Source organism: Aeromonas simiae, assembly GCF_014892695.1.
GTDB classification, from domain to species: Bacteria; Pseudomonadota; Gammaproteobacteria; order Enterobacterales; family Aeromonadaceae; genus Aeromonas; species Aeromonas simiae.
Genome location: NZ_CP040449.1, coordinates 3,576,855 through 3,600,805, shown reverse-complemented (window position 1 = coordinate 3,600,805; position 23,951 = coordinate 3,576,855). Strand labels below are relative to the sequence as shown.

At 57.9% G+C, this 23,951-nt stretch carries 37 protein-coding genes; 32 read left to right on the top strand and 5 right to left on the bottom strand.

Annotation, left to right across the window (positions count from 1 at the left end):
- Nucleotides 1-3 precede the first annotated feature (3 nt).
- The 3 genes from FE240_RS17185 to argH all read left to right on the top strand — a co-directional run bounded on the left by FE240_RS17185 (nucleotide 4) and on the right by argH (nucleotide 3,638).
- Nucleotides 4-918, top strand: coding sequence for an ornithine carbamoyltransferase (locus FE240_RS17185; RefSeq protein ID WP_193002681.1), 915 nt, complete (start codon nucleotides 4-6; stop codon nucleotides 916-918).
- Between the two features lie 26 nt (nucleotides 919-944).
- The gene (locus FE240_RS17180; RefSeq protein ID WP_042046239.1) at nucleotides 945-2,180 is read left to right on the top strand and encodes an argininosuccinate synthase; all 1,236 of its coding nucleotides are present in this window, start codon (nucleotides 945-947) and stop codon (nucleotides 2,178-2,180) included.
- A gap of 75 nt (nucleotides 2,181-2,255) precedes the next feature.
- Nucleotides 2,256-3,638, top strand: a complete 1,383-nt coding sequence (gene argH, locus FE240_RS17175) for an argininosuccinate lyase (protein WP_193002679.1) — start codon at nucleotides 2,256-2,258, stop codon at nucleotides 3,636-3,638.
- A 59-nt stretch (nucleotides 3,639-3,697) separates the two neighbouring features.
- On the opposite strand, the gene FE240_RS17170 is transcribed toward argH, so the two are convergent.
- The 3 genes from FE240_RS17170 to FE240_RS17160 form a co-directional block, all read right to left on the bottom strand.
- On the bottom strand, nucleotides 3,698-4,162 hold the full coding sequence (locus FE240_RS17170; protein WP_193002677.1) for a hypothetical protein: 465 nt from the start codon (nucleotides 4,160-4,162) through the stop codon (nucleotides 3,698-3,700).
- A 104-nt stretch (nucleotides 4,163-4,266) separates the two neighbouring features.
- Complete coding sequence (locus FE240_RS17165; RefSeq protein WP_193002675.1) at nucleotides 4,267-5,868, bottom strand: VRR-NUC domain-containing protein; 1,602 nt, start codon at nucleotides 5,866-5,868, stop codon at nucleotides 4,267-4,269.
- On the bottom strand, nucleotides 5,852-6,769 hold the full coding sequence (locus tag FE240_RS17160) for a DMT family transporter (RefSeq protein ID WP_193002673.1): 918 nt from the start codon (nucleotides 6,767-6,769) through the stop codon (nucleotides 5,852-5,854). The genes FE240_RS17165 and FE240_RS17160 overlap by 17 nt, the downstream gene beginning before the upstream one ends.
- 306 nt (nucleotides 6,770-7,075) lie before the next feature.
- On the opposite strand from FE240_RS17160, the gene rpsJ reads away from it, so the two are divergent.
- From rpsJ to FE240_RS17015, 29 genes are all read left to right on the top strand, one after another.
- On the top strand, nucleotides 7,076-7,387 hold the full coding sequence (gene rpsJ / locus FE240_RS17155) for a 30S ribosomal protein S10 (RefSeq protein WP_005307944.1): 312 nt from the start codon (nucleotides 7,076-7,078) through the stop codon (nucleotides 7,385-7,387).
- Nucleotides 7,388-7,409: 22 nt separating this feature from the next.
- The gene (rplC, locus tag FE240_RS17150; RefSeq protein ID WP_193002671.1) at nucleotides 7,410-8,042 is read left to right on the top strand and encodes a 50S ribosomal protein L3; all 633 of its coding nucleotides are present in this window, start codon (nucleotides 7,410-7,412) and stop codon (nucleotides 8,040-8,042) included.
- 17 nt (nucleotides 8,043-8,059) lie between these two features.
- Nucleotides 8,060-8,665, top strand: coding sequence for a 50S ribosomal protein L4 (rplD, locus tag FE240_RS17145; protein WP_193002669.1), 606 nt, complete (start codon nucleotides 8,060-8,062; stop codon nucleotides 8,663-8,665).
- The gene (gene rplW, locus FE240_RS17140) at nucleotides 8,662-8,964 is read left to right on the top strand and encodes a 50S ribosomal protein L23 (RefSeq protein ID WP_005350165.1); all 303 of its coding nucleotides are present in this window, start codon (nucleotides 8,662-8,664) and stop codon (nucleotides 8,962-8,964) included. The genes rplD and rplW overlap by 4 nt, the downstream gene beginning before the upstream one ends.
- 15 nt (nucleotides 8,965-8,979) lie before the next feature.
- Complete coding sequence (gene rplB, locus FE240_RS17135; protein ID WP_042046229.1) at nucleotides 8,980-9,801, top strand: 50S ribosomal protein L2; 822 nt, start codon at nucleotides 8,980-8,982, stop codon at nucleotides 9,799-9,801.
- 22 nt (nucleotides 9,802-9,823) lie between these two features.
- Complete coding sequence (rpsS, locus tag FE240_RS17130) at nucleotides 9,824-10,102, top strand: 30S ribosomal protein S19 (protein ID WP_005307960.1); 279 nt, start codon at nucleotides 9,824-9,826, stop codon at nucleotides 10,100-10,102.
- 10 nt (nucleotides 10,103-10,112) lie between these two features.
- Nucleotides 10,113-10,457 carry a 50S ribosomal protein L22 gene (gene rplV, locus FE240_RS17125; RefSeq protein ID WP_005350163.1) on the top strand — a complete coding sequence of 115 codons (345 nt, stop codon included), beginning with the start codon at nucleotides 10,113-10,115 and terminating at the stop codon, nucleotides 10,455-10,457.
- Between the two features lie 3 nt (nucleotides 10,458-10,460).
- Nucleotides 10,461-11,171 (top strand): 30S ribosomal protein S3, encoded by a 711-nt coding sequence (gene rpsC, locus FE240_RS17120; RefSeq protein WP_042046228.1) that lies wholly within the window; start codon nucleotides 10,461-10,463, stop codon nucleotides 11,169-11,171.
- Between the two features lie 13 nt (nucleotides 11,172-11,184).
- Nucleotides 11,185-11,598: a 50S ribosomal protein L16 gene (rplP, locus tag FE240_RS17115; RefSeq protein WP_005350161.1), complete on the top strand. Its 414-nt coding sequence runs from the start codon at nucleotides 11,185-11,187 to the stop codon at nucleotides 11,596-11,598.
- The gene (gene rpmC / locus FE240_RS17110) at nucleotides 11,598-11,789 is read left to right on the top strand and encodes a 50S ribosomal protein L29 (protein WP_042046227.1); all 192 of its coding nucleotides are present in this window, start codon (nucleotides 11,598-11,600) and stop codon (nucleotides 11,787-11,789) included. Before rplP ends, rpmC begins: the two co-directional genes overlap by 1 nt.
- Nucleotides 11,789-12,037, top strand: a complete 249-nt coding sequence (gene rpsQ, locus FE240_RS17105; RefSeq protein ID WP_042046225.1) for a 30S ribosomal protein S17 — start codon at nucleotides 11,789-11,791, stop codon at nucleotides 12,035-12,037. Before rpmC ends, rpsQ begins: the two co-directional genes overlap by 1 nt.
- Nucleotides 12,038-12,185: 148 nt before the next feature.
- Nucleotides 12,186-12,554, top strand: a complete 369-nt coding sequence (gene rplN, locus FE240_RS17100) for a 50S ribosomal protein L14 (RefSeq protein ID WP_042046223.1) — start codon at nucleotides 12,186-12,188, stop codon at nucleotides 12,552-12,554.
- Between the two features lie 11 nt (nucleotides 12,555-12,565).
- Nucleotides 12,566-12,883 carry a 50S ribosomal protein L24 gene (rplX, locus tag FE240_RS17095; protein ID WP_042046222.1) on the top strand — a complete coding sequence of 106 codons (318 nt, stop codon included), beginning with the start codon at nucleotides 12,566-12,568 and terminating at the stop codon, nucleotides 12,881-12,883.
- Between the two features lie 13 nt (nucleotides 12,884-12,896).
- Nucleotides 12,897-13,436: a 50S ribosomal protein L5 gene (gene rplE, locus FE240_RS17090; RefSeq protein ID WP_042046221.1), complete on the top strand. Its 540-nt coding sequence runs from the start codon at nucleotides 12,897-12,899 to the stop codon at nucleotides 13,434-13,436.
- Between the two features lie 11 nt (nucleotides 13,437-13,447).
- Complete coding sequence (gene rpsN, locus FE240_RS17085; protein ID WP_193002667.1) at nucleotides 13,448-13,753, top strand: 30S ribosomal protein S14; 306 nt, start codon at nucleotides 13,448-13,450, stop codon at nucleotides 13,751-13,753.
- A 20-nt stretch (nucleotides 13,754-13,773) separates the two neighbouring features.
- Entirely contained in the window at nucleotides 13,774-14,166 is a 393-nt protein-coding gene (gene rpsH / locus FE240_RS17080; protein WP_042046218.1) for a 30S ribosomal protein S8, read from the top strand.
- Nucleotides 14,167-14,177: 11 nt separating this feature from the next.
- Entirely contained in the window at nucleotides 14,178-14,711 is a 534-nt protein-coding gene (gene rplF, locus FE240_RS17075) for a 50S ribosomal protein L6 (protein ID WP_042046216.1), read from the top strand.
- 9 nt (nucleotides 14,712-14,720) lie between these two features.
- A complete protein-coding gene (gene rplR, locus FE240_RS17070) occupies nucleotides 14,721-15,074 on the top strand; it encodes a 50S ribosomal protein L18 (RefSeq protein WP_042046214.1) in 354 nt (117 codons plus the stop codon).
- 14 nt (nucleotides 15,075-15,088) lie between these two features.
- Nucleotides 15,089-15,589 carry a 30S ribosomal protein S5 gene (gene rpsE, locus FE240_RS17065; protein ID WP_042046213.1) on the top strand — a complete coding sequence of 167 codons (501 nt, stop codon included), beginning with the start codon at nucleotides 15,089-15,091 and terminating at the stop codon, nucleotides 15,587-15,589.
- Between the two features lie 6 nt (nucleotides 15,590-15,595).
- On the top strand, nucleotides 15,596-15,778 hold the full coding sequence (rpmD, locus tag FE240_RS17060; RefSeq protein ID WP_005350132.1) for a 50S ribosomal protein L30: 183 nt from the start codon (nucleotides 15,596-15,598) through the stop codon (nucleotides 15,776-15,778).
- Nucleotides 15,779-15,780: 2 nt separating this feature from the next.
- Nucleotides 15,781-16,218 (top strand): 50S ribosomal protein L15, encoded by a 438-nt coding sequence (gene rplO / locus FE240_RS17055; protein WP_042046211.1) that lies wholly within the window; start codon nucleotides 15,781-15,783, stop codon nucleotides 16,216-16,218.
- Between the two features lie 8 nt (nucleotides 16,219-16,226).
- Nucleotides 16,227-17,555 (top strand): preprotein translocase subunit SecY, encoded by a 1,329-nt coding sequence (gene secY, locus FE240_RS17050; RefSeq protein ID WP_042046210.1) that lies wholly within the window; start codon nucleotides 16,227-16,229, stop codon nucleotides 17,553-17,555.
- 26 nt (nucleotides 17,556-17,581) lie between these two features.
- Nucleotides 17,582-17,695 (top strand): 50S ribosomal protein L36, encoded by a 114-nt coding sequence (gene rpmJ, locus FE240_RS17045; protein WP_005319705.1) that lies wholly within the window; start codon nucleotides 17,582-17,584, stop codon nucleotides 17,693-17,695.
- Nucleotides 17,696-17,835: 140 nt separating this feature from the next.
- Nucleotides 17,836-18,192, top strand: a complete 357-nt coding sequence (gene rpsM, locus FE240_RS17040; RefSeq protein ID WP_042046209.1) for a 30S ribosomal protein S13 — start codon at nucleotides 17,836-17,838, stop codon at nucleotides 18,190-18,192.
- A gap of 14 nt (nucleotides 18,193-18,206) precedes the next feature.
- Nucleotides 18,207-18,596 (top strand): 30S ribosomal protein S11, encoded by a 390-nt coding sequence (gene rpsK / locus FE240_RS17035; protein WP_042046208.1) that lies wholly within the window; start codon nucleotides 18,207-18,209, stop codon nucleotides 18,594-18,596.
- 40 nt (nucleotides 18,597-18,636) lie between these two features.
- Nucleotides 18,637-19,257: a 30S ribosomal protein S4 gene (gene rpsD, locus FE240_RS17030; RefSeq protein ID WP_042046207.1), complete on the top strand. Its 621-nt coding sequence runs from the start codon at nucleotides 18,637-18,639 to the stop codon at nucleotides 19,255-19,257.
- 24 nt (nucleotides 19,258-19,281) lie between these two features.
- Complete coding sequence (locus tag FE240_RS17025; RefSeq protein WP_042046206.1) at nucleotides 19,282-20,271, top strand: DNA-directed RNA polymerase subunit alpha; 990 nt, start codon at nucleotides 19,282-19,284, stop codon at nucleotides 20,269-20,271.
- A gap of 43 nt (nucleotides 20,272-20,314) precedes the next feature.
- On the top strand, nucleotides 20,315-20,698 hold the full coding sequence (rplQ, locus tag FE240_RS17020) for a 50S ribosomal protein L17 (RefSeq protein WP_005350112.1): 384 nt from the start codon (nucleotides 20,315-20,317) through the stop codon (nucleotides 20,696-20,698).
- A 199-nt stretch (nucleotides 20,699-20,897) separates the two neighbouring features.
- Entirely contained in the window at nucleotides 20,898-21,131 is a 234-nt protein-coding gene (locus FE240_RS17015; protein WP_193002665.1) for a hypothetical protein, read from the top strand.
- Between the two features lie 124 nt (nucleotides 21,132-21,255).
- Here FE240_RS17015 and FE240_RS17005 read toward each other — a convergent pair whose 3' ends face one another.
- Both FE240_RS17005 and FE240_RS17000 read right to left on the bottom strand, forming a co-directional pair.
- Entirely contained in the window at nucleotides 21,256-22,818 is a 1,563-nt protein-coding gene (locus FE240_RS17005) for a DHA2 family efflux MFS transporter permease subunit (RefSeq protein ID WP_193002661.1), read from the bottom strand.
- A complete protein-coding gene (locus FE240_RS17000; protein ID WP_193002659.1) occupies nucleotides 22,815-23,879 on the bottom strand; it encodes an HlyD family secretion protein in 1,065 nt (354 codons plus the stop codon). Before FE240_RS17000 ends, FE240_RS17005 begins: the two co-directional genes overlap by 4 nt.
- Nucleotides 23,880-23,951: the final 72 nt, after the last annotated feature.

Here is a 23,951-nt window from a genome sequence, read left to right as displayed (position 1 = left end):
CCCATGCAGCATCTTCTGACCGGTACCGAATTCGACCAGGCTCAGCTCCTGGCCCTCATCAAGCTCGGTAAGGCCATCAAGGCCGATCCGAAAAAGTACAGCCAGTCCCTGGCGGGCAAGAGCCTGGTGACCCTGTTTGAGAAGCCCTCTTTGCGCACCCGGGTCACCTTTGACATCGGCATCGCCAAATTGGGCGGCCACAGTGTCTACATGGATCAGCAGAACGGGGCCCTTGGCAAGCGCGAGTCGGTGAAGGATTTCGCCGGCAACCTGTCGCGCTGGTGTGACGGCATTGTGGCCCGGGTGTTTGATCACCAGACCTTGGTCGAGATGGCCGAGCACGGCAGCGTGCCGGTGGTGAACAGCCTGTGCAACCTCTATCACCCGTGTCAGGCCTTCGCCGACTTTATGACCATCTCGGAAAACTATTCAGATCTGAGCAAGGTGAAGTTGGCTTATCTGGGGGATGGCAACAATGTCAGCCACTCCCTGCTGCTGACCGGCGCCATTCTCGGTACCGATGTCACCCTGGTCTGCCCCAAGGGGCATGGCCCGGATGTGCAGATCTTCCAGCAGGCTCAGGCCCTGGCCGCCCAGAGCGGCGCCACTCTGGCGGTGAGCGATGACATCGCGGCGATCGAAGGCTTCGATGTGGCCTACACCGATACCTGGGTATCGATGGGGGACTCCACCCCGATGGAGCAGGTCATGGAGCTCTTCATGCCCTACCAGATTAATCAGGCGCTGCTGGATCGTACCGGCATCCGCCACGTGCTGCACTGCCAGCCGGCCCATCGCGATCTCGAGATCACCTCGGAAGTGATGGACGGCCCCGCCTCTCTGATCCTCGACGAGGCGGAGAACCGCATGCACATCCAGAACGCTATTCTGCTGACCCTGCTGGGCGGCCAACACTGATTTAAATTGTCACGGAGAGAAAGATCATGAGTGGAATCAACAAGATTGTATTGGCCTATTCCGGCGGACTGGACACCTCGGCCATCATCCCCTGGCTCAAAGAGCACTATGACGCCGAAATCATCGCTTTCGTTGCCGACGTGGGCCAGGAGCGTGACGACCTGGAAGGGATCGAGCAGAAGGCCCTCGCCTCCGGCGCGGTCAAGTGCATCATCAAGGATCTGCGCGAAGAGTTCGTCAAAGAGTACGTCTACCCGACCCTGAAGACCGGCGCCATCTATGAAGGCACCTATCTGCTGGGTACCTCCATGGCTCGTCCTGTGATCGCCAAGGCGATGGTGGAAGCGGCCCTGGCCGAAGGGGCGGATGCCATCTCCCACGGCTGTACCGGCAAGGGCAACGATCAGGTGCGTTTCGAAGGCGCCGTGGCCGCCCTGGCTCCGCAGCTCAAGGTGATCGCCCCGTGGCGGTTGTGGGACATGCGCTCCCGTGAAGATCTGCTGGCCTACTTGGAAGCGCGCAACATCCCCTGCAAGGCAACCCTGAAGAAGATCTACAGCCGCGATGCTAACGCCTGGCACATCTCCACCGAGGGTGGCGAGCTGGAGAGCACCTGGAACGAGCCGTCCGAAGCCGTGTGGCAGTGGACTGTCTCTGCCGAGCAGGCTCCGGATCAGCCCGAGTACGTCAAGCTGACCGTCGCCAAGGGCGAAGTGGTGGCCGTGGATGACCAGAAGCTGACCCCGCACCAGATCCTGACCACCCTGAACGAGCGTGCCGGCAAGCACGGCGTTGGCCGGGTCGACATCACCGAGAACCGCATGGTGGGCATGAAGTCCCGCGGTTGCTACGAGACCCCGGGCGGTACCGTCATGGTGGCGGCCCTGCGCGCCGTGGAAGAGCTGGTGCTGGACAGACCGACCCGCGCTTGGCGTGAGAAGCTCGGCGCCGAGTTCTCCCACCTGGTGTATGACGGCCGCTGGTTCACCCCGCTGTGCAAGGCGATCCTCGCCTCCGCCAACGCCATCGCCGAGGATCTCGACGGTGAAGTGGTGCTGAAGATGTACAAGGGTCAGGTCACCGCGACCCAGAAGAAGTCGCCCAACAGCCTCTACTCCGAAGACTTCGCGACCTTTGGGGCCGACGAAGTGTACGACCAGAGCCATGCTGACGGCTTCATCCGTCTCTACACCCTGGCCAGCCGGATCCGCGCCATGAAGGAGCAGAACCAGGCTATCGGTGGTGATCACACTCACGGTTAAGGTGTGACGGGGTGGCCACGATGCGGGCCACCCCCGTAAATAGACAGAGACAGGATCGACGTAAGGAGTAACGAGATGGCACTTTGGGGTGGGCGCTTTAGTCAGGGCGCGGACGCAAGATTCAAGCAGTTCAACGATTCACTGCGCTTCGATTACCGCCTGGCGGAGCAGGACATCCAGGGCTCCATGGCCTGGGCCCGCGCCTTGGTCAAGGTCGGGGTGCTGACCGCCGCCGAGCAGGCCAGCCTGCAACAGGCGATGGAAACCCTGCTGGCCTCGGTGCAGCAGGACCCGCAGCAGATCCTGAGCTCGGATGCCGAAGACATCCACTCCTGGGTCGAGGGCAAGCTCATCGCGGCGGTCGGCGATCTCGGTAAGAAGCTGCACACCGGGCGTTCCCGTAACGATCAGGTCGCCACCGATCTGAAGCTCTGGTGCAAGGCGCAAGGGGAGCTGCTACTCGCCTCCATTACCGCCCTGCAACAGGGGCTGGTCGGTTGTGCCCGGGCGCATCAGCACACCGTGCTGCCCGGCTACACCCACTTGCAGCGGGCCCAGCCGGTCACCTTCAGCCACTGGGCGCTGGCCTATGTGGAGATGCTGGAGCGGGACTACAGCCGGTTGCAGGACGCCCTTAAGCGTCTCGATACCAGCCCGCTCGGCTGTGGTGCCTTGGCAGGCACCGCGTATGCCATCGATCGGGAGGCGCTGGCCCACGATCTCGGCTTTGTCGGGGCGACCCGCAATAGCCTGGATTCGGTCTCGGATCGGGATCACGTGGTCGAGCTGATGCACGTGGCCTCGCTCTCCATGGCCCACCTGTCGCGTCTGGCCGAAGATCTCATCTTCTACAACACCGGTGAGGCGGGGTTCCTCGAGCTCTCCGATGCGGTCACCTCGGGCTCCTCCCTGATGCCGCAGAAGAAGAACCCGGATGCGCTGGAGTTGATCCGTGGCAAGGCTGGCCGGGTGGCCGGTGCCCAGATGGCCATGCTGATGACCCTCAAGGCGCTGCCGCTGGCCTACAACAAGGACATGCAAGAGGATAAAGAGGGGCTGTTTGACGCCCTCGATACCTGGCATGACTGCCTGGACATGGCGGCGCTGGTGCTGGTCGATCTCAAGGTCAACGGCGAGCGCACCAAGGCGGCGGCCCAGGGCGGCTACGCTAACGCGACCGAGCTGGCCGACTACCTGGTGGCCAAGGGCATACCGTTTCGCGAGGCGCACCACATCGTCGGTGAGGCCGTGGTCTACGCCATCGGGGTGCAAAAACCGCTGGAAGGGCTGAGCCTGGACGAGTTCGCCCGCTTCAGCCCGCTCATCGCGGCGGATGTCTATCCGAACCTGGAGCTGGAGGCAACCCTGGCCAAGCGGGTTGCCAAGGGGGGTGTGGCACCGCAGCAGATCGCGGCGGCGCTGGAGGCGGCCGAGGCCCTGTTGGCCGGACGCGGCTGATCCCTTTTCTGTTTTAGCGACGTGGTGGCGGCAACTCTCGGGTTGCCGCCTTTTTTTATTCAGGCCCGGGTGGCGAGCAGGCCGCCGACCCCCTCACCACGACCGCGTGGCAGGGTGGTGGCAAAGGTATCGAGAAAGGCACCGAGATCGGCCGGGCTCAGGTTGAGCTGGCTCTTGAGGCTGGTGTAGGCCTGCTGCAACGCCTCACCTTCGGCGCCTGCGCTGCCGCTGGCCAACTGCTGTTGCAGGGTGCCGACCGCCCCTTGCAGCGATTGCTCCGGGGCCAAGTTTTTAAGCCCCGCCATCAACTGGGTCATGAACTGCTCGATAGCGCCCTGTTGCCCCTCATCGTTGGGGTTGCTGGCGCCGAGCCGGCGAAACAACCCTTGCAGGGTGGGCGCCAGGGCGCGTTCATTGCTCTCGGAGCGGGGGGCGGCCTTGGGGGACTCGGTGTGGCTCGATAGCAAGGTGCCCCCGAGCTTGAGCGCCAGTGAGGCGAGAGGGAGTAGAGCGGTGATGGACATGGCCTCGATCCTCTGAGGAAGTAACCCTCGAACGGTTGCAGTGTTCAGGCCACTTTTTGTCCAAAAAGCTCGCAAGAGACTAACTTGCTGAGCCGCCAACTGATTTATTCCTGCCGGGTGATGCGTGCCACCGCATGGGGGATGTCGCAGGCGGCAAAGTGCTGCAACCAGCGGCGCTGGTGGGATTGCAGCTCGTCGCCCGGCCCCTTCACCTCGACCAGGCAATACTCTCCCTCCCTGAACAGGGCCAGATCGGGTTGGCCGCTACGGTTGCCGCGCAGATCGAAGCTGAGCCGCTCCAGCATGGCTAGCCGCTGGGCGAGGGGGATGGTGGTCAGCGCCAGCTCCAGCAGCTCGCGTGGTAGCCGCTCCCATTCGACCCAAGCGTTGAGGGTGCCTAGCTTTTCGTCATAGCGATCGAGCAGGGCGAGCCAGCTTGCCGGGGTGGCCAGTTCTTGCCACCTCGCGTCGAACTGCGCTTGGCGCCGCTGTATGAAGTTGGCCGAGAACATGTCGGCCGGCGCGCGTTGGTAGCGGTTGAAGAAGACGCCGGGCTGGGGGCTGAAGATGATCTCCCAGAAGGCGAGGCCGAACAGGCCGTTGATGAGGGCGTTCTCACACCAAAACCCCTGCCACCCCTCGGCGGCGAGGGCCTCGAGGGCGGCCTCTTCAACCCGGCCCGGCCAGTCGGGCAGGGTGAGGTGCCAGGTGGGGGGAAGGGGGTGACGGTGGCGCGCCACCTTGTGCCCGCGCTGGCGTGCCAGTTTATCGGCGAGCGGCCGGCGGACCTCGCGCTCCTCTTCATCGAGCGGAGCGGCCAGCATGGTGTGGAGTAAGGTCTCGGCTGCGCCAAGATCGCCTGCCTCCAGCAGCAGGCGCACCTGCCGCTCCCGCGCAGGGGGGCGCTGGCAGGTGCGGTAGAGGGTGAGGGCGGCAGCGGGTTCACCGGCGCGTTCCAGATCCCGAGCCAGCGCGAGACGCAGCCGCTCGTGGCGACCTTGCAAGGCGGGCCACTGGGGTTCGGCGGGCAGTGTCGCCTGCCATTCGCTGGCCGCTGCCGGCCCCTGTGCCTCGCGAGCCTGTTGCCAGGCGTCGTGCCACTGGTCGAGGGCAAGCCTAGTATCGAGCTGGGCGCGGCTCTGGAACAGGCGATCGTCGGCGCCGATGGGGTAGGGCTCGTAGCGGTAGTGGCCGAGATCGAGCAACACAAACTCGGTGAGGCTCTGCTCCCGGTTGCCGAAAAACAGCAGCAGGAAGCGCTCGAGCAGGGGGCGGTCTACGACCTGCAAGGTGCGAAAGGCAAGAGCGGGGAGGGGGGCCTCGGCGAGACGCGCCAGCAACTGATCCTTGCGGGCACTGCGGGGTTGCTCGGGGGCGAGGGCGTGCAGCTCGGGCTTGGTGAGCAGGAGACCGAGTTCGGGCCAGGAGGGGGTGGCGAGCCGGATAAAGCCGGCGTCGGCCAGTTCATCGAGCGGCAGTGCACCGATCTCGGGGTAGTGCAGCTTGTCGGCGCGAAACCACTCTCCCTTGCGTGAAAGCAGGCGCACCAGCAGGCAGGCCGCCGGGTGGGAGAGGGAGGTAAAGCGCGTCAGCCAGCCCCGCTCCTCGGCGATGAGCAGATCGCCATAGCGCTCCTCGACCCACCCCAGCAGCAGGCGGAAGTTGCCGAGGTAGTAGTCGGGGGCCAGCTCAACCGGGCTTGTCATCACGGACGACCTTGCGATAGCGCTTGCCATACTTGAGCTGCTGGATCAGTAGGGCGGCGATGATGAGCGTCAGCCCCACCGGGGTGGCGGGATGGATCTCCTCTCCGACCAGCAGGCGTAGTAGCAGCAGGGAGGCAAACGGCGAGATGAAGATAAGGTTGCTGATGGGGGCCGTGTTGGTGGCGTGGCGCAGAGCCAGTAGCCAGAGCACGAAGGCAAACCCCATCTCGAACAGTCCCACATAGATGGCGCCCACCCACCCCTGCCAGGCGGTCATGTGGAAATCGGCCAGCAGGGCGGTGGCCAGTATAATCCAAGGAATACTGATGAGAAAACCGAGCAACAGGCTGACCACGGGGTCACCCTGGTTGCGGGTGTTGAGGATCCAGTAGCCGGCCCAGATCAGGGTTGAACCGAGCGCCAGCGTGACCCCGAGCGGGCTGTCGAATTGCAGGCCAAAGAGATCCCCCTTGGTGGCGATCACCAGGGCGCCGAAGTAGCCGAGCACGATGGCGACGCCGTCGCGGCGGCGCAGTGTCTGACCGAGGAAGGGGACCGCCAGCAGGGAGAGGGTGATGGCCCAGGTGTAGTTGAGGGTCTGTGCCTGTTGGGCCGGCAGCAGATCATAAGCCTTGAACAGCAGCAGGTAATAGAGAAAAGGGTTGAGGGTGCCGAGGGTTAGGTAATAGAAGGGGCGCGCCTTCAGGTACTCCCAAAGCAGCGCCAGCTTGCCTTGACGAGCGACGATGCCCAGTAGGGCCAGTGCCGAAGTACAGGCCGCGATCAACAGCAGTTGCACCGGTTGGAAGTACTGTAGCGAGAGCTTGAAGGCGGTGGCGACGGTCGACCACATGGCTACGGTCGCCAGGGCGAACAGGTAGGCCTTTTTCTGATCTTTCATGGGGGAATAGACATCCGTGTGATTCCTGCGCGGAACCGGCAGTCTAACAGAGTTGCCATGTCATCAGCAGCGGGAACAAAACTGCACAATATCTGTACTTACCCGGTTGCACCCCCGCTGAAAATCGGTATAATCTTCTGCGCTCTCCCTCGAGGAGAGCCGAACTAAGGTTCGTCTGCCGAGATATTCGGCCATACAGTCCTCCCGATCTGTGGAGGAAACGTTAAAAATCACACCTCTGGCGGGAGTAATCTCGGTCGGGCGGTGTTGATTTATGTTCTTTATATACTCTTGGAGCTCTGGTCCATGCAGAACCAAAGAATCCGTATCCGCCTGAAGGCTTTCGATCATCGTTTGATCGATCAATCCACCGCGGAAATCGTAGAAACTGCCAAGCGCACTGGCGCCCAGGTACGCGGTCCGATCCCGCTGCCGACTCGCAAAGAGCGCTTCACCGTGCTGATCTCTCCGCACGTAAACAAAGATGCTCGTGACCAGTACGAAATTCGTACTCACAAGCGTCTGGTTGATATCGTCGAGCCGACTGACAAGACCGTTGACGCCCTGATGCGTCTGGATCTGGCTGCTGGTGTCGACGTACAGATCAGCCTGGGTTAATTACGGAAAGGGGTTGATAACAATGACAATCGGTCTTGTAGGTCGCAAAGTGGGTATGACCCGCATCTTCACCGAAGATGGCGTTTCTATCCCCGTGACCGTTATCGAAGTTGAAGCTAACCGTGTAACTCAGGTCAAGTCTGTTGAAACCGACGGCTACAACGCTATCCAGGTTACCACTGGCGCCAAGAAAGCCAGCCGTGTAGCCAAGCCGGAAGCTGGCCACTTTGCCAAAGCTGGTGTTGAAGCCGGCCGCGGTCTGTGGGAATTCCGCCTGAACGACGGTGACACTTTCACCGTTGGCAGCGAGCTGAAGGTTGACATCTTCTCTGAAGTTAAGCTGGTAGACGTTACCGGTACTTCCAAGGGTAAGGGCTTCGCCGGTACTGTTAAGCGCTGGAACTTCCGTACCCAGGATATGACCCACGGTAACTCCCTGTCCCACCGTGTACCTGGCTCCATCGGTCAAAACCAGACCCCGGGCCGCGTATTCAAGGGCAAAAAGATGGCTGGCCATCTGGGCAATGAGCGTGTAACCACTCAGAACCTGGAACTGGTCCGCGTCGACGTTGAGCGCAACCTGCTGCTGGTCAAAGGCGCAGTTCCGGGTGCTACCAACGCTGACGTGATCGTTAAACCCGCCGTCAAAGCGTAACGTCTGAGGAGATAGTAATGGAATTGGTAATGAAAGACGCCCAGAGCGCTCTTCAAGTTTCCGAAACTACCTTCGGGCGTGAATTCAACGAAGCCCTGGTTCACCAGGTCGTCGTTGCCTACGCAGCTGGTGCTCGTCAGGGTACCCGTGCGCAGCTGACTCGCTCCGAAGTGTCTGGCGGCGGCAAGAAGCCGTGGCGTCAGAAGGGTACCGGTCGTGCCCGTGCTGGCTCTATCCGCTCCCCGATTTGGCGTTCCGGTGGTGTGACTTTTGCTGCTAAGCCGCAAGATCACAGCCAGAAGGTCAACAAGAAGATGTACCGCGGCGCAATCCGCAGCATCCTGTCCGAGCTGGTCCGTCAGGACCGTCTGATCGTGGTCGAGAAGTTCGCTATCGACGCACCGAAGACCAAGGCTCTGACCGCCAAGCTGAAAGAGATGGAACTGTCCGACGTTCTGATCGTGACCGCTGAAGTCGATGAGAACCTGTTCCTGGCTGCTCGCAACCTGTACAAGGTCGACGTGCGTGATGTTGCCGGTATCGACCCGGTCAGCCTGATCGCTTTCGACAAGCTTCTGATGACTGCTGACGCAGTTAAGCAAATCGAGGAGATGCTGGCATGATCCGTGAAGAGCGTCTGCTGAAAGTTCTGAAGGCTCCGCACATCTCTGAAAAGAGCACCATGGTCGCCGAGCACCAGAACACTATCGTGTTCAAGGTTGCTACCGACGCTACCAAGGCGGAAATCAAAGCCGCAGTTGCGAAACTGTTCGAGGTTGAAGTTGAGACCGTCCGTACCCTGAACATGAAGGGTAAGACCAAGCGCACTGGTGCGCGCGTAGGCCGTCGTTCCGATTGGAAAAAGGCTTATGTGACCCTGAAAGCTGGTCAGGACATCGACTTCATGGGCGCAGCCGAGTAAGAGGAGTTCTGAAAAATGGCAATCGTTAAGTGCAAGCCTACTTCTCCGGGCCGCCGCCACGTCGTCAAGATCGTCAACCAGGATCTGTACAAGGGTAAGCCCTTCGCAGCCCTGCTGGACAAGAAAGAAAAGAGTGGTGGTCGTAACAACAACGGCCGTATCACCACCCGTCATATCGGTGGTGGCCACAAGCAGCACTACCGTATCGTTGACTTCAAGCGCAACAAAGACGGTATCCCTGCCAAGGTTGAGCGTCTGGAATACGACCCGAACCGTACCGCTAACATCGCCCTGGTGCTGTATGCAGACGGTGAGCGTCGTTACATCCTGGCTCCGAAGGGTCTGAAGGCTGGCGACGCCATCGCCTCCGGTTCCGACGCCGCCATCAAGGTGGGCAACACCCTGCCGATGCGCAACATCCCGGTTGGTACTACCGTACACGCCGTTGAGATGAAGCCGGGCAAGGGCGCTCAGCTGGCTCGTTCTGCTGGTGCTTTCGTTCAGATCCTGGCTCGTGAAGGCAACTACGTCACCCTGCGTCTGCGCTCCGGCGAAGTACGTAAGGTGCTGTCTGAGTGCCGTGCCACCATCGGCGAAGTCGGCAATGCCGAGCACATGCTGCGTCAACTGGGTAAGGCTGGTGCCAACCGCTGGCGTGGTATTCGTCCGACCGTTCGCGGTATGGCGATGAACCCGGTCGACCACCCGCATGGTGGTGGTGAAGGTCGCAACAAGGGTATCCAGCCGGTATCTCCTTGGGGCCAGAAGGCCAAGGGCTTCAAGACCCGTAAGAACAAGCGCACCGACAAGTACATCGTACGTCGTCGTAACAAGTAATTGTTAATTTAGAGGAATCACCATGCCACGTTCTCTCAAGAAGGGTCCATTTATTGACCTGCACTTGCTGAAGAAGGTAGAGAAAGCGGTGGAAAGCGGGGATAAAAAACCGGTTAAGACCTGGTCCCGTCGTTCAATGATCATCCCGAACATGATCGGTTTGACCATCGCTGTCCATAATGGTCGTCAGCACGTACCTGTGTTTGTTACCGAAGAAATGATCGGTCACAAACTGGGTGAATTCGCACCGACTCGTACTTATCGCGGTCATGCCGCTGATAAGAAGGCCAAGAAGCGCTAAGGGGTAAATGATGGAAGCTATCGCTAAACACCGTTTCGCCCGTACTTCTGCACAGAAGGCTCGCCTGGTCGCTGATCAAGTACGTGGTCTGCCGGTAGACAAGGCTCTGAACATCCTGGCTTTCAGCCCGAAAAAGGCTGCTGTGCTGGTGAAGAAGGTGCTGGAATCTGCCATTGCTAACGCCGAGCACAACGAAGGTGCCGACATTGATGCACTGCGTGTTGCCACCATCATGGTTGACGAAGGTCCGACCATGAAGCGCATCCGTCCTCGTGCTAAAGGTCGCGCGGATCGTATCCTGAAGCGTACCGCTCACATCACTGTAGTGGTATCCGACGCTAAGGCTGGGAGATAAGCAATGGGTCAGAAAGTTCATCCTAATGGCATTCGCCTGGGTATTACCAAGCCTTGGAATTCTACCTGGTACGCGAACTCCAAAGACTTCGCTGACAACCTGTACAGCGATTTCCAAGTACGCCAGTTCCTCACCAAGGAACTGAAGAACGCTTCTCTGTCCAAGATCACCATCGAGCGTCCGGCCAAGAGCATCCGTGTGACCATTCACACCGCTCGTCCGGGTGTCGTGATCGGCAAGAAGGGTGAAGACGTTGAGAAACTGCGCAAGGCTGTTGCCGCTATCGCTGGCGTGCCTGCTCAGATCAACATTTCCGAAGTCCGCAAGCCGGAGCTGGATGGCAAACTCGTTGCCGACAGCATCACTTCCCAGCTGGAACGCCGTGTAATGTTCCGTCGCGCCATGAAGCGCGCCGTACAGAACGCCATGCGTTTGGGTGCCAAGGGCATCAAGGTGGAAGTTTCCGGTCGTCTGGGCGGCGCTGAAATCGCGCGTACCGAATGGTACCGTGAAGGTCGTGTGCCCCTGCACACCCTGCGTGCCGACATCGACTATGCAACTTCTGAAGCCCACACCACCTACGGTGTGATCGGCGTTAAGGTTTGGATCTTCAAGGGTGAAGTTCTGGGTGGTCTGGCTGCCGTTAACGCCGCCGCTGCTCAAGAGCAAGCTCCTGCAAAGCCCAAGCGCGAAAACAAACGCCGCGGTAAGTAAGGAGATTCGGTAAATGTTGCAACCTAAGCGTACTAAATTCCGCAAGATCCATAAGGGTCGTAACCGCGGTATGGCCACCTCTGGTAACGAAGTTTCCTTCGGTTCCTTTGGCCTGAAAGCGACCACTCGTGGCCGTCTGACTGCCCGTCAAATCGAAGCAGCTCGTCGTGCTATGACTCGTCACGTTAAGCGTCAAGGCAAGATCTGGATCCGTGTGTTCCCGGACAAGCCCATCACCGAAAAGCCCCTCGAAGTTCGTATGGGTAAAGGTAAGGGTAACGTGGAATACTGGGTCGCTCAGATCCAGCCGGGCAAAGTCCTGTACGAGATGGACGGTGTTCCTGAGGCTCTGGCACGCGAAGCGTTCGCCCTGGCCGCAGCCAAGCTGTCTGTTCAGACCACTTTCGTAACTCGGACGGTGATGTGATGAAAGCACAAGATCTGCGCGAAAAGAGCGTCGAAGAGCTGAACCAGGAACTGCTGGCTAAGCTGCGTGAGCAGTTCAACCTGCGTATGCAAGCCTCCACCGGTCAACTGGCTCAGACTCACACTCTGAAACAAGTGCGTCGCGACATCGCGCGCATCAAGACTGTACTGACTCAGAAGGCAGGTGCGTAATGACTGACAAGATCCGTACTCTGCAGGGTCGTGTAATCAGCGACAAGATGGACAAGTCCATCACTGTGGCTATCGAGCGCAAGGTAAAGCACCCGATCTACGGTAAGATCATCAAGCGCACTACCAAGCTGCACGTACACGATGAAAACAACGAGTGCAAGGCTGGCGACCTCGTGGAAATCCGCGAGTGCCGTCCGCTGTCCAAGACCAAGTCCTGGACCCTGGTTGGTATTGTAGAAAAGGCCTAATTTAGGTTCTTGCTAGCCCAAACGGCCCCTGGTGGGGCCGTTTGTTTTTTAGGCTACCTTTTCGAAAATACCTGTGTTATAGTTTCGCGCCTTTCAAAGGCAGCCAGATCCCGAGAGGGATAAGAAGTAAACAAAGCGGAGCACTAAGATGATCCAGATGCAAAGTATGCTGGATGTTGCCGATAACTCCGGCGCACGCAGCGTAATGTGTATTAAGGTTCTGGGTGGTTCGCACCGCCGTTACGCCGGCATCGGCGACATCATCAAGGTTTCTATCAAAGAAGCCATTCCTCGCGGTAAAGTGAAGAAAGGTGATGTGTACAACGCGGTGGTCGTACGCACCCGTAAAGGCGTTCGTCGTCCGGACGGCTCTGTCATCCGTTTCGACAATAACGCGGCTGTGTTGCTTAACAACAACCAGCAGCCGATCGGTACTCGTATTTTTGGCCCGGTGACTCGTGAACTGCGTAATGAGAAGTTCATGAAGATTGTGTCCCTGGCACCTGAAGTACTGTAAGGAGTCGAACGATGGCAGCTAAAATCCGTCGCGAAGACGAAGTAATCGTCCTGACCGGCAAAGACAAGGGCAAGCGTGGCAAAGTCACTCAAGTCCTGGCCTCTGAAGGTAAGGTCGTTGTGGAAGGCATCAACCTGGTTAAGAAGCACCAAAAGCCGGTACCCGCTCTGGGTCAGGCCGGTGGCATCGTAACCAAAGAAGCCCCGATCCACGTATCTAACGTAGCGCTGTTCAACTCTGCCTCTGGCAAGGCTGACCGCGTAGGTTTCCGGATTGAAGACGGCAAGAAAGTGCGTGTTTTCAAATCCACCGGCGAACTTGTGAAGTAATTGGAGTTTAACGATGGCGAAACTGCATGATTACTACAAAGCAAATGTAGTAAATGAACTGAGTAAGCAGTTCGGTTACAAGACTATCATGCAAGTCCCTCGGATCGAGAAAATCACCCTGAACATGGGTGTTGGTGAAGCGATTGCTGATAAAAAACTGCTGGAAAATGCCGTTGCCGATTTGGCAGCCATTTCCGGTCAGAAGCCGCTGGTCACCAAAGCTCGTAAATCCGTTGCGGGCTTCAAGATTCGTGAAGGCTACCCGATAGGTTGCAAAGTAACCCTGCGTGGCGAGCGTATGTGGGAGTTCCTGGAGCGCCTGATCTCTATCGCTGTACCCCGTGTCCGTGACTTCCGTGGTCTGAACGCTAAGTCGTTCGATGGCCGTGGTAACTACTCCATGGGTGTGCGTGAGCAGATCATCTTCCCGGAAATCGACTATGACAAGGTCGATCGCGTTCGTGGTCTGGATATCACCATCACCACCTCCGCGCAAACCGATGATGAAGGCCGTGCTCTGCTGGCTGCCTTTAACTTCCCGTTCCGCAAGTAAGGTGTAGGGTTATGGCAAAACTTTCCATGAAAGCACGCGACGCGAAGCGTGCCAAGCTGGCAGCCAAGTACGCTACCAAGCGTGCCGAGCTGAAAGCTCTCATCGTAGATATGAATGCTTCTGACGAAGCGCGTTGGGATGCTGTTCTGAAGCTGCAACAGCTGCCCCGTGATTCCAGCCCGATCCGCCAGCGTAACCGTTGTGCCATTACTGGCCGTCCGCACGGTTTCCTGCGCAAATTTGGCCTGTGCCGCATCAAGGTGCGTGAGCATGCCATGAAGGGTGAAATTCCGGGCCTGAAAAAGGCCTCTTGGTAAAGAATCTCGGGAGTTAAACTATGAGCATGCAAGATCCGATCGCGGATATGCTGACCCGCATCCGTAACGGTCAGGCGGCTAGCAAAGTTGCGGTTTCCATGCCCTCTTCCAAGCTGAAGGTAGCGATTGCCGAAGTGCTGAAAGAAGAAGGTTACATCACTGGCTACAAAGTAGCTGGTGACGTGAAGCCGGAACTGGAAATCGAACTTAAGTATTTCCAAGGCCAGCCGGTTGTAGAACTGATCCAACGCGTAAGCCGTCCCGGCCTGCGTATTTACAAGCGTACCTCTGATCTGCCGAAAGTAATGGGTGGTCTGGGTATCGCTGTTGTGTCCACTTCGAAAGGTGTGATGACTGACCGTGCTGCCCGTAAGGCTGGCATGGGCGGTGAGATCATCTGCTACGTCGCTTAAGGAGGTAGGAAATGTCTCGTGTTGCTAAGGCACCCGTCGCGATTCCTGCTGGCGTAGAGGTGACTCTGAATGGCCAAGAGCTGACCGTAAAAGGTTCCAAGGGCTCTCTGGTTCGTTCCATCAACGCGGCTGTTGAAGTGACCAAGGAAGAAGGCGTACTGAAGTTTGCTCCGCGTGCCGGCTTTGCCGGTGCCAATGCTCAAGCTGGTACTGCTCGCGCCCTGGTCAACAACATGGTCATCGGTGTTACCCAAGGCTTCGAGCGCAAGCTGCAGCTGGTTGGCGTAGGCTATCGTGCCTCCGTCAAGGGCAATGCTGTTGCGCTGGCGCTGGGCTTCTCCCACCCGGTTGAGCATGCTCTTCCGGCTGGTATCACCGCTGAATGCCCGTCCCAGACCGAGATCGTTCTGCGTGGCGTTGACAAGCAGGTGATCGGCCAAGTTGCCGCGGATATCCGTGCTTACCGCGCTCCGGAGCCCTACAAGGGCAAGGGTGTACGCTATGCCAATGAGCAGGTGCGTACTAAAGAAGCTAAGAAGAAGTAAGGTAACACTATGGACAAGAAAGCAGCTCGTCTCCGTCGTGCTACTCGTGCACGTAAGAAGATGCAGGAACTGGGTGCGACTCGTCTGGTTGTTCACCGTACTCCGCGTCATATCTACGCGCAGGTTATTGCAGCCAACGGTTCCGAAGTCCTGGCCTCTGCTTCCACTGTAGAGAAGGCTATCAGCGAGAGCATCAAATACACCGGTAACGCCGACGCGGCTGCCGTTGTAGGTAAAGCTATCGCCGAGCGCGCCATCGCCAAGGGCGTACAGAACGTGTCTTTTGACCGTTCCGGTTTCAAGTATCACGGTCGTGTAGCCGCTCTGGCTACCGCTGCTCGTGACGCTGGTCTGCAGTTCTAAGGTAGGAGTCGAAGATGGCTAAAATCGAATCTCAAGCCGGTGAACTGCACGAGAAGCTCATTGCGGTAAACCGTGTTTCGAAAACTGTTAAGGGTGGTCGTATCATGTCCTTCACCGCACTGACCGTAGTGGGTGATGGCAACGGCCGTGTAGGTTACGGTTACGGTAAGGCCCGTGAAGTTCCGGCTGCCATTCAAAAGGCAATGGAACAGGCCAAGCGCAACCTGAAGAAGGTAGAACTGAACAATGGCACTCTGCACCACCCGGTGAAGGGTATCCACTCTGGTTCCACCGTATTCATGAAGCCGGCTTATGAAGGTACTGGTATCATCGCTGGCGGTGCCATGCGTGCCGTTCTGGAAGTAGCTGGTGTTCACAACGTGCTGGCCAAGACCTACGGTTCCACTAACCCGATCAACGTGGTTCGCGCCACTGTAGACGCTCTGGTTCACGGTCAATCTCCGGAACAGATCGCTGCGAAGCGTGGTTTGCGCGTTGAAGAAATTCTGGGGTAATGCGACATGGCTAACAAGACTGTAAAAGTAACTCAAACCCGCAGCTCTATCGGCCGCTTGCCCAAGCATAAGGCTACTCTGCGTGGCCTGGGTCTGCGTCGCATTGGTCACACCGTTGAGCTGGAGGACACTCCTTGCGTTCGCGGTATGATCAACCAGGTGTACTACATGGTTAAGGTGGAGGGCTAAGCATGCGTCTGAACACTCTGTCTCCGGCCGCTGGCTCTAAGCCTGAGAAGGCTCGTCGCGGTCGTGGTATCGGCTCTGGTCTGGGTAAGACTGGTGGTCGTGGTGTTAAGGGCCAGACCTCCCGTTCCGGTGGTGGCAAGGTCCGTCGCGGTTATGAAGGCGGTCAGATGCCGCTGAAAATCCGTCTGCCGAAGTTCGGTTTCACTTCTCGCAAGTCTCTGGTTTCCGCCGAGGTTCGCCTGAACGAGATCGCCAAGGTAGAGGGTGATGTGGTCGATCTGAGCACCCTGAAGCAAGCTGGTGTTGTTACTAAGAACATCGAGTTTGTTAAGGTTGTCCTGTCTGGCAACATTGACCGTGCTGTAACCGTTCGTGGTCTGCCCGTCACCAAGGGTGCACGTGCAGCCATCGAGGCCGCTGGCGGCAAAATCGAGGAATAATCAGTACAATGGCTAAGAAACCAGGATTGGATGTTAAGGCACAAGGTGGTCTGAGTGAGCTGAAGAGCCGTCTGCTCTTCGTTCTCGGAGCGATTATCGTATTCCGCGCAGGCTCTTATGTGCCGATTCCTGGTATTGACGCCGCCGTACTGGCCGAACTGTTCCAGCAACAGAAGGGCACCATCATTGAGATGTTCAACATGTTCAGTGGTGGTGCACTTGCCCGTGCCTCTATTCTTGCGCTGGGGATCATGCCGTATATTTCGGCATCGATTATCATCCAGTTGTTGACTGTGGTTCATCCTACTCTTGCTGAACTCAAGAAAGAGGGTGAGTCTGGTCGCCGCAAGATCAGCCAATATACGCGCTGGGGTACGTTGGTATTGGGAACTTTCCAGGCCATTGGTATTGCAACCGGCTTGCCGAATATGATGCAGGGGCTCGTGACTAATCCGGGCTTCGGTTTCTATTTCACAGCGGTTGTGAGTCTGGTTACCGGAACCATGTTCTTGATGTGGTTGGGTGAGCAGATTACGGAGCGTGGCATTGGTAATGGTATCTCGCTGATTATTTTCACGGGTATCGTTGCTGGGCTGCCCCATGCCATTGGCGCTACGGCCGAACAGGCACGTCAAGGGGAATTGCACATCCTGCTGTTGCTGTTGCTGGGCTTGATTGTTTTCGCTGTAACTTACTTTGTGGTCTTTGTGGAGCGTGGTCAGCGTCGTATCGTCGTCAACTATGCAAAGCGTCAACAGGGCCGTCAGGTATTTGCAGCGCAAAGCACGCACCTGCCGTTGAAAGTTAATATGGCTGGTGTGATTCCTGCGATTTTCGCATCCAGTATCATCCTCTTCCCGGGGACCATTACCTCTTGGTTTGGTCAGGGAGAGGGCAAGGTTGCGGATGTCCTGCAGCAGATCTCTATGGTTCTGCAGCCGGGTCAGCCCTTGTATGAGATGCTGTATGCAGCAGCCATTATCTTCTTCTGTTTCTTCTATACTGCGCTGGTGTTTAATCCGCGTGAGACAGCAGACAACCTGAAGAAGAGTGGAGCCTTTATCCCGGGGATTCGCCCGGGCGAGCAGACAGCACGTTACATCGATAAGGTTATGACTCGCCTGACTCTTGCCGGTGCACTGTATATAACCTTTATCTGTCTGGTACCGCAGTTCTTGATGACTGCCTGGAACGTACAGTTCTATTTCGGTGGCACCTCGCTGCTGATTATCGTGGTAGTTATCATGGACTTCATGGCTCAGGTTCAGACCCATATGATGTCTCATCAGTATGGTGATGTCCTGAGGAAGGCCAACCTGAAGGGCTACGGCCGCTAAGGTCGGCGTAGTTACGGAGTTAAGCAATGAAAGTTCGTGCTTCCGTTAAGGCAATCTGCCGTAACTGCAAAATCATCAAGCGTCACGGTGTGGTGCGTGTGATTTGCAGCGAGCCTAAGCATAAGCAACGCCAAGGCTAATTAAGTTACGGTTAGTACTTGCAACAAATAGTTGAGCTGGCTAAGATAGCCAGCCAACTTTTGTTGTGTAATGGTTGACCGCCACGTATCCGCTCACGGGCTTTGTGGTGGTCGTAATCTACTTTATGTAGGAGTGAATAGTGGCCCGTATCGCTGGCATTAACATTCCTGACCATAAGCATGCAGTCATCGCTTTGACTGCGATTTATGGCATCGGTCGTACCCGCTCCAAGGCCATCTGTGCCGCAGCCGGTATCGCTGAGAATGTAAAAATTAAAGACCTGGATGAAGCTCAGGTAGAGACTCTGCGCGAGCAAGTAGGTAAGTACACTGTAGAAGGTGACCTGCGTCGTCAGATTTCTATGAACATCAAGCGCTTGATGGACCTGGGTTGCTACCGTGGTTTGCGTCACCGTCGTAGCCTGCCTGTTCGTGGTCAGCGCACCAAGACCAACGCACGTACCCGTAAGGGTCCGCGCAAGGCTATCAAGAAGTAACGGGAAGGTAGAAAATGGCTAAAACTCCGACTCGTGCTCGCAAGCGCGTTAAAAAGCAAGTGAGCGACGGTATCGCACACGTACACGCCTCTTTCAACAACACAATCGTGACTATCACTGACCGTCAGGGCAACGCTCTGTCTTGGGCCACTTCCGGTGGTTCTGGTTTCCGTGGTTCTCGTAAGTCCACCCCGTTCGCTGCCCAGGTTGCAGCTGAGCGTGCCGGTGAGATGGCCAAAGAATATGGCCTGAAGAACCTGGAAGTCATGGTCAAGGGTCCGGGTCCCGGTCGTGAGTCTTCCATCCGCGCTCTGAACGCGGCTGGTTTCCGCATCACGAACATCACTGATGTGACTCCGATCCCGCACAACGGTTGTCGTCCTCCCAAGAAGCGCCGCGTGTAACGCGTTTCGCTACTTGGTCTAGGATTGTTGGAGAAAGAAGATGGCAAGATATATCGGTCCTAAGCTTAAGCTTAGCCGTCGTGAGGGCACCGACCTTTTCCTGAAGTCTGGTGTTCGTGCGATTGATTCTAAGTGCAAGATTGACACCGCCCCGGGTCAACATGGTGCTCGTAAAGCGCGCCTGTCCGACTACGGTGTTCAACTGCGCGAGAAGCAAAAAGTTCGCCGTATTTACGGCATTTTGGAAAAACAGTTCCGCAACTACTACCGCAATGCTTCCCGTCAAAAGGGGAACACCGGTGAAAACCTGTTGCAGCTGCTGGAAGGTCGTCTGGACAACGTCGTTTATCGCATGGGCTTCGGCGCCACTCGTGCTGAAGCACGTCAGCTGGTTAGCCACAAGTCCATCATGGTCAACGGCCGCGTTGTGAACATTCCTTCTTTCCAGGTTTCCCCTGAGGACGTGGTCTCTGTTCGTGAGAAGGCCAAGAAGCAGGCTCGTATCAAGGCTGCTCTTGAAATCGCTGCTCAGCGCGAAAAGCCGACTTGGGTAGAGGTTGACGCTGCCAAGATGGAAGGTGCCTTCAAGCGCCTGCCGGAGCGTTCCGACCTGTCTGCCGACATTAACGAACAGCTGATCGTCGAGCTTTACTCCAAGTAAAGCTAGCTTCTAAGAGAGGACACAATGCTGGGTTCTGTAACAGATTTTCTTAAGCCGCGGCTAGTTGATATTGAGCAAGTTAGCCCGACTCACGCAAAAGTGACTCTTGAGCCGCTTGAGCGTGGCTTTGGTCACACGCTGGGTAATGCCCTGCGTCGTATTTTGCTTTCTTCTATGCCCGGTTGTGCAGTCACTGAAGTTGAAATCGATGGTGTTCTGCATGAGTACAGCAGCAAGGAAGGTGTTCAGGAAGACGTTCTCGAAATCCTGCTGAACCTGAAAGGCATCGCTGTGAAGCTGGAAGGCAAGGACGAGGTTACTCTGTCCCTGACCAAGTCTGGAACAGGCCCCGTTACCGCAGGTGATATCACTCACGGTGATGAAGTCGAGATCGTAAACCCGGAGCATGTAATCTGCCACCTGACCAGTGCAAATGCTGAAATCAGCATGCGTCTGAAGATTCAGCGTGGTCGTGGTTACGTGCCCGCTTCCGCCCGCGTCCACAATGACGATGAAGAGCGCCCGATTGGTCGTTTGCTGCTGGACTCCGCGTTCAGCCCGATCGTTCGCATCGCCTACAACGTAGAAGCGGCTCGTGTGGAACAGCGTACCGACTTGGACAAGCTGGTCATCGAAATGGAGACCAACGGCACTCTGGATCCGGAAGAGGCCATCCGTCGTTCCGCCACTATCCTGGCAGAACAGCTGGAAGCCTTCGTCGATCTGCGTGACGTAAGCGTGCCCGAGAAGAAGGAAGAAAAGCCCGAGTTCGATCCGATTCTGCTGCGTCCTGTCGATGATTTGGAGCTGACAGTTCGTTCCGCGAACTGTCTTAAGGCAGAAGCTATCCACTATATTGGTGATCTGGTACAGCGTACCGAAGTCGAGTTGCTTAAGACTCCGAACCTCGGTAAGAAGTCCCTGACTGAGATCAAGGACGTGTTGGCCTCCCGTGGTCTGTCTCTGGGCATGCGCCTTGAGAACTGGCCGCCCGCCAGCATCGCTGACGAGTAAATCCAGATTACGGGTTCACAGATTTAGTTAGAAGGATAAGGTCATGCGCCATCGTTTGAGTGGTCGTCAACTGAACCGGAACAGCAGCCATCGTCAGGCTATGTTCCGCAACATGGCCAGCTCCCTGGTTCGTCATGAGATCATCAAGACGACTCTGCCGAAGGCAAAAGAGCTGCGTCGTGTAGTTGAACCGCTGATCACCCTTGCCAAGACTGATAGCGTTGCTAACCGTCGTCTGGCATTCGCCCGCACTCGTGATAACGAAGTCGTGGCAAAACTGTTCAACGAACTGGGCAAGCGCTACCAAGAGCGCGCCGGTGGTTATACTCGCATCCTGAAGTGCGGGTTCCGTGCCGGTGACAACGCTCCGATGGCTTACATCGAGCTGGTAGACCGCCCGGCAGCTGCTGAAGCAGCTGCTGAGTAAGATAGAAAAAGCCGGGCTTGCCCGGCTTTTCTTTTTCCTGCATTTTTTCACACCCGCACACCCGCACACCCGCACACCCGCACACCCGCACACCCGCACACCCGGTAAACCACCTTATTCGTCTATCTACTCGTCGTATCCCGATTCGGTTTGAATCTGGCGCAGAAGGGCCGCCGACAAGCAATGTGAGCTTGACCCCATGAAGGGGCTGCATACGCTCTGCTGGCGTGGCTGGCGTGGCTGGCGTGGCTGGCGTGGCTGGCGTGGCTGGCGTGGCTGGCGTGGCTGGCGTGGCTGGCGTGGCTGGCGTGGCTGGCGTGGCTGGCGTGGCTGGCGTGGCTGGCGTGGCTGGCGTGGCTGGCGTGGCTGGCGTGGCTGGCGTGGCTGGCGTGGCTGGCGTGGCTGGCGTGGCTGGCGTGGCTGGCGTGGCTGACGTGGCTGGCGTGGCTGGCGTGGCTGGCGTGGCTGGCGTGGCTGGCGTGGCTGGCGTGGCTGGCGTGGCTGGCGTGGCTGGCGTGGCGTCAGAAAGGGCCACCCAGTGTGGCCCTTTGATGTTGTTAAGTCTCGGCAGCCACTACCGAGCGAGAGCTGGGTTGTGGCCTGGGTGACTTAAGTAGCAGCATCAAGGCGCTGGCCAGCAGCAGGAACAACCCCATCAGAAAGAAGATCTGGTTATAGGCCATGATAGCGGCATCGCGTTGCATGGTCTGGCTGAGTAGGGCCCTAGCCTGTTCGGCTGCACCGACAGGGTCTCCGCTCTGCATTGCCAATACTTCGGTCGTTTGTATCAGCCATGCCTGGCCTGCCGCACTGCTGGCTGGCAGGGCGCTGGAGATGTAAGTCAGGTGGGTTCGAGTCTCATTGTCGAGCATGGTGGCGATGATGGCGATGCCGAAGGCTCCGCCCAGATTGCGCAGCACGTTGAGCAGGGTTGACGAGCTGGGGATGTCACCCGGGGTGAGGCTGGCAGTTGCGACCATGGAGAGCGGCACCATGATAAAAGGCTGCCCAAGCGCTCGCACGATCAGCGATTCGGTCAACTGTGGGCCGGCAAAATCCATGCTCATACCAGTGTTCATGAAACAGCTGATGGCGAACACCAGAAAACCGAAACTGACCAGATAACGCGGGTCCACCGAGCGAGTGAGCTTGGGCACCAGCGGCAGCACCAGCAGTTGTGGCAGCCCCATCCACATCAGTACCTTGCCAATCTCCAGCGCGTTGTAGTGGTGGATCTGGGTCATATAGAGGGGCAGCACATAGATTGATCCCATCAACGCCATGCCGAGGATGAGATAGGCAAAGCAGGCCAGTGCGAAGCGGGGATTGCCGAGCAATCGCAGATTGACCAGTGGGTGGCGGCGTAGCAATTGGCTGATGACGAAGAACACCATGGCGATAGCCGAGAGCACGGCGAGACGCACAATAAACGCCGAGCCGAACCAGTCTTCCCGGTTGCCCTCTTCCAGCACGACCTCCAGTAACCCCAACCCCATGGCCATGGTCAGAATACCGACCAGATCCACCCGGCGGATGATCTTCCAATCGATCGGCTGGCGCTCCAGTCCGTGGGCTAGCATGGCCAGAACCACTAGGCCGGGCGGCACGTTGAGGTAGAAGATGTAGTGCCAGGAGAGCTGTTCGGTGAGCCAGCCACCCAGCGTCGGCCCGATGGCCGGGGCAAAGGTGGTGCAGAGCCCGAACAGCGCCATGCCGGTGGCCCGCCTCTCCATGGGCAGCAGCATGACGATCAGGGTGAAGGCGAGCGGGATCAGGGCGCCACCGGTGAATCCTTGCAAGGCGCGAAACACGATCATGCTGGCCAGATTCCAGCTAAAGGAGCAGAGCACCGAGGCAATGATGAAGGCGGTGGTGGTCCACAGCAGATAGCGGCGCACACTCAACCCCCGGCTGAGCCAGCCACTAAGAGGGATGGCAATCATCTCTGCCACCAGATAGGAGGTAGAGATCCATGAGCTTTCGCTCAGAGTGGCCGAGAGCGCCCCTTGAATATCTTTCAGAGAAGCGTTGGTGATCTGGATGTCGAGGATCGCCATGAAGGCGCCAAGCAGGCCCCCCAATACGGCGATCCAGTGGCGGCGTGGGACAGGCTGGCTCATTGCTCGGCAGCCAGTAGGCCAGAAGCATCGCTGGCGCTGCGGGTATCGACAGTGACCTCGCTGGAGAGGCCGGGCAGCAATTTTCCTGCCAGCGGGCCCGGTTCGGGAATGTGGATCTTCACCGGTACCCGCTGCACGATTTTGGTGAAGTTGCCGGTGGCATTCTCCGGTGGCAGCAGAGCGAACTTGGCGCCGGTCGCCGGTGCCAGGCTGTCGATGATCCCCATGACGGGCTGATCTGGATAGGCATCGAGTACAACCTCGACCTGTTGCCCTGGCTGCATATGGGCCAGCTGGGTTTCCTTGAAGTTGGCCTCGACCCATACCTCGCGCAGGGGAACCAGACTGGCCACCTGCATCCCTGATTGTACATACATGCCGGCGCGCAGGGCTCGGCGCCCGATGATGCCATCAGCCGGCGCCTTGATCTCGGTATAGGCCAGATCCAACTTGGCCTGTGCCAGCGCGGCCTTGCTCTGGGCGATACGGGCTACCGCCTCCTGTTGTTCGGCATCGAGCACCTTGAGGTTATCGCGGGCGGCCTGTAGGGCGGAGCGCGCTTCCAGTAGCTGTGCCTGGGCCACTTTCTGATTGGCCTGCGCCTCATCCAGGCTGTCTTGGGAGGAGTAGTTATGCTGTTTCAGTTGGGCCAGCCGACTGACCTGCTGGCCAGCGCGCAGAGCCTCGGCCTCGACGGAGGCGACTTTGGCTTCAGCCTGGTGGATAAGACTCAGCTGCTGGGTGCGGGTCGCCTCGAGATGGCTAGCACTAGCCTGCTCTAGCTGGAGCGAGGCTTCGGCCTTGGCAAGGTTGTTGCGAAACTCCCTTTCGTCGAGAAGGGCGATGATCTGGCCGGCTTGCACGCGCTGGTTATCGGTCACCCGTACCTCGCGTACATAGCCGGAGAGACGCGAGCTGATGCCCGTCACCTCGCTCTGTAGATAGGCGTTGTCGGTGTGTTCGAAATAGCGGCCATAGCCATACCAGTAGAGGCTGAAGACGAGGGCGCAGAGCGCCATGATGAGGGCCGCCAGCAGGGGGATCTTCTTCTGTTTGCTCATGATCTGATCCTGTTAATAGAGGCGGGAGGCTATCATTGTCTTGTTTCCCACATTAGTCTGCTCGTTTGAGAA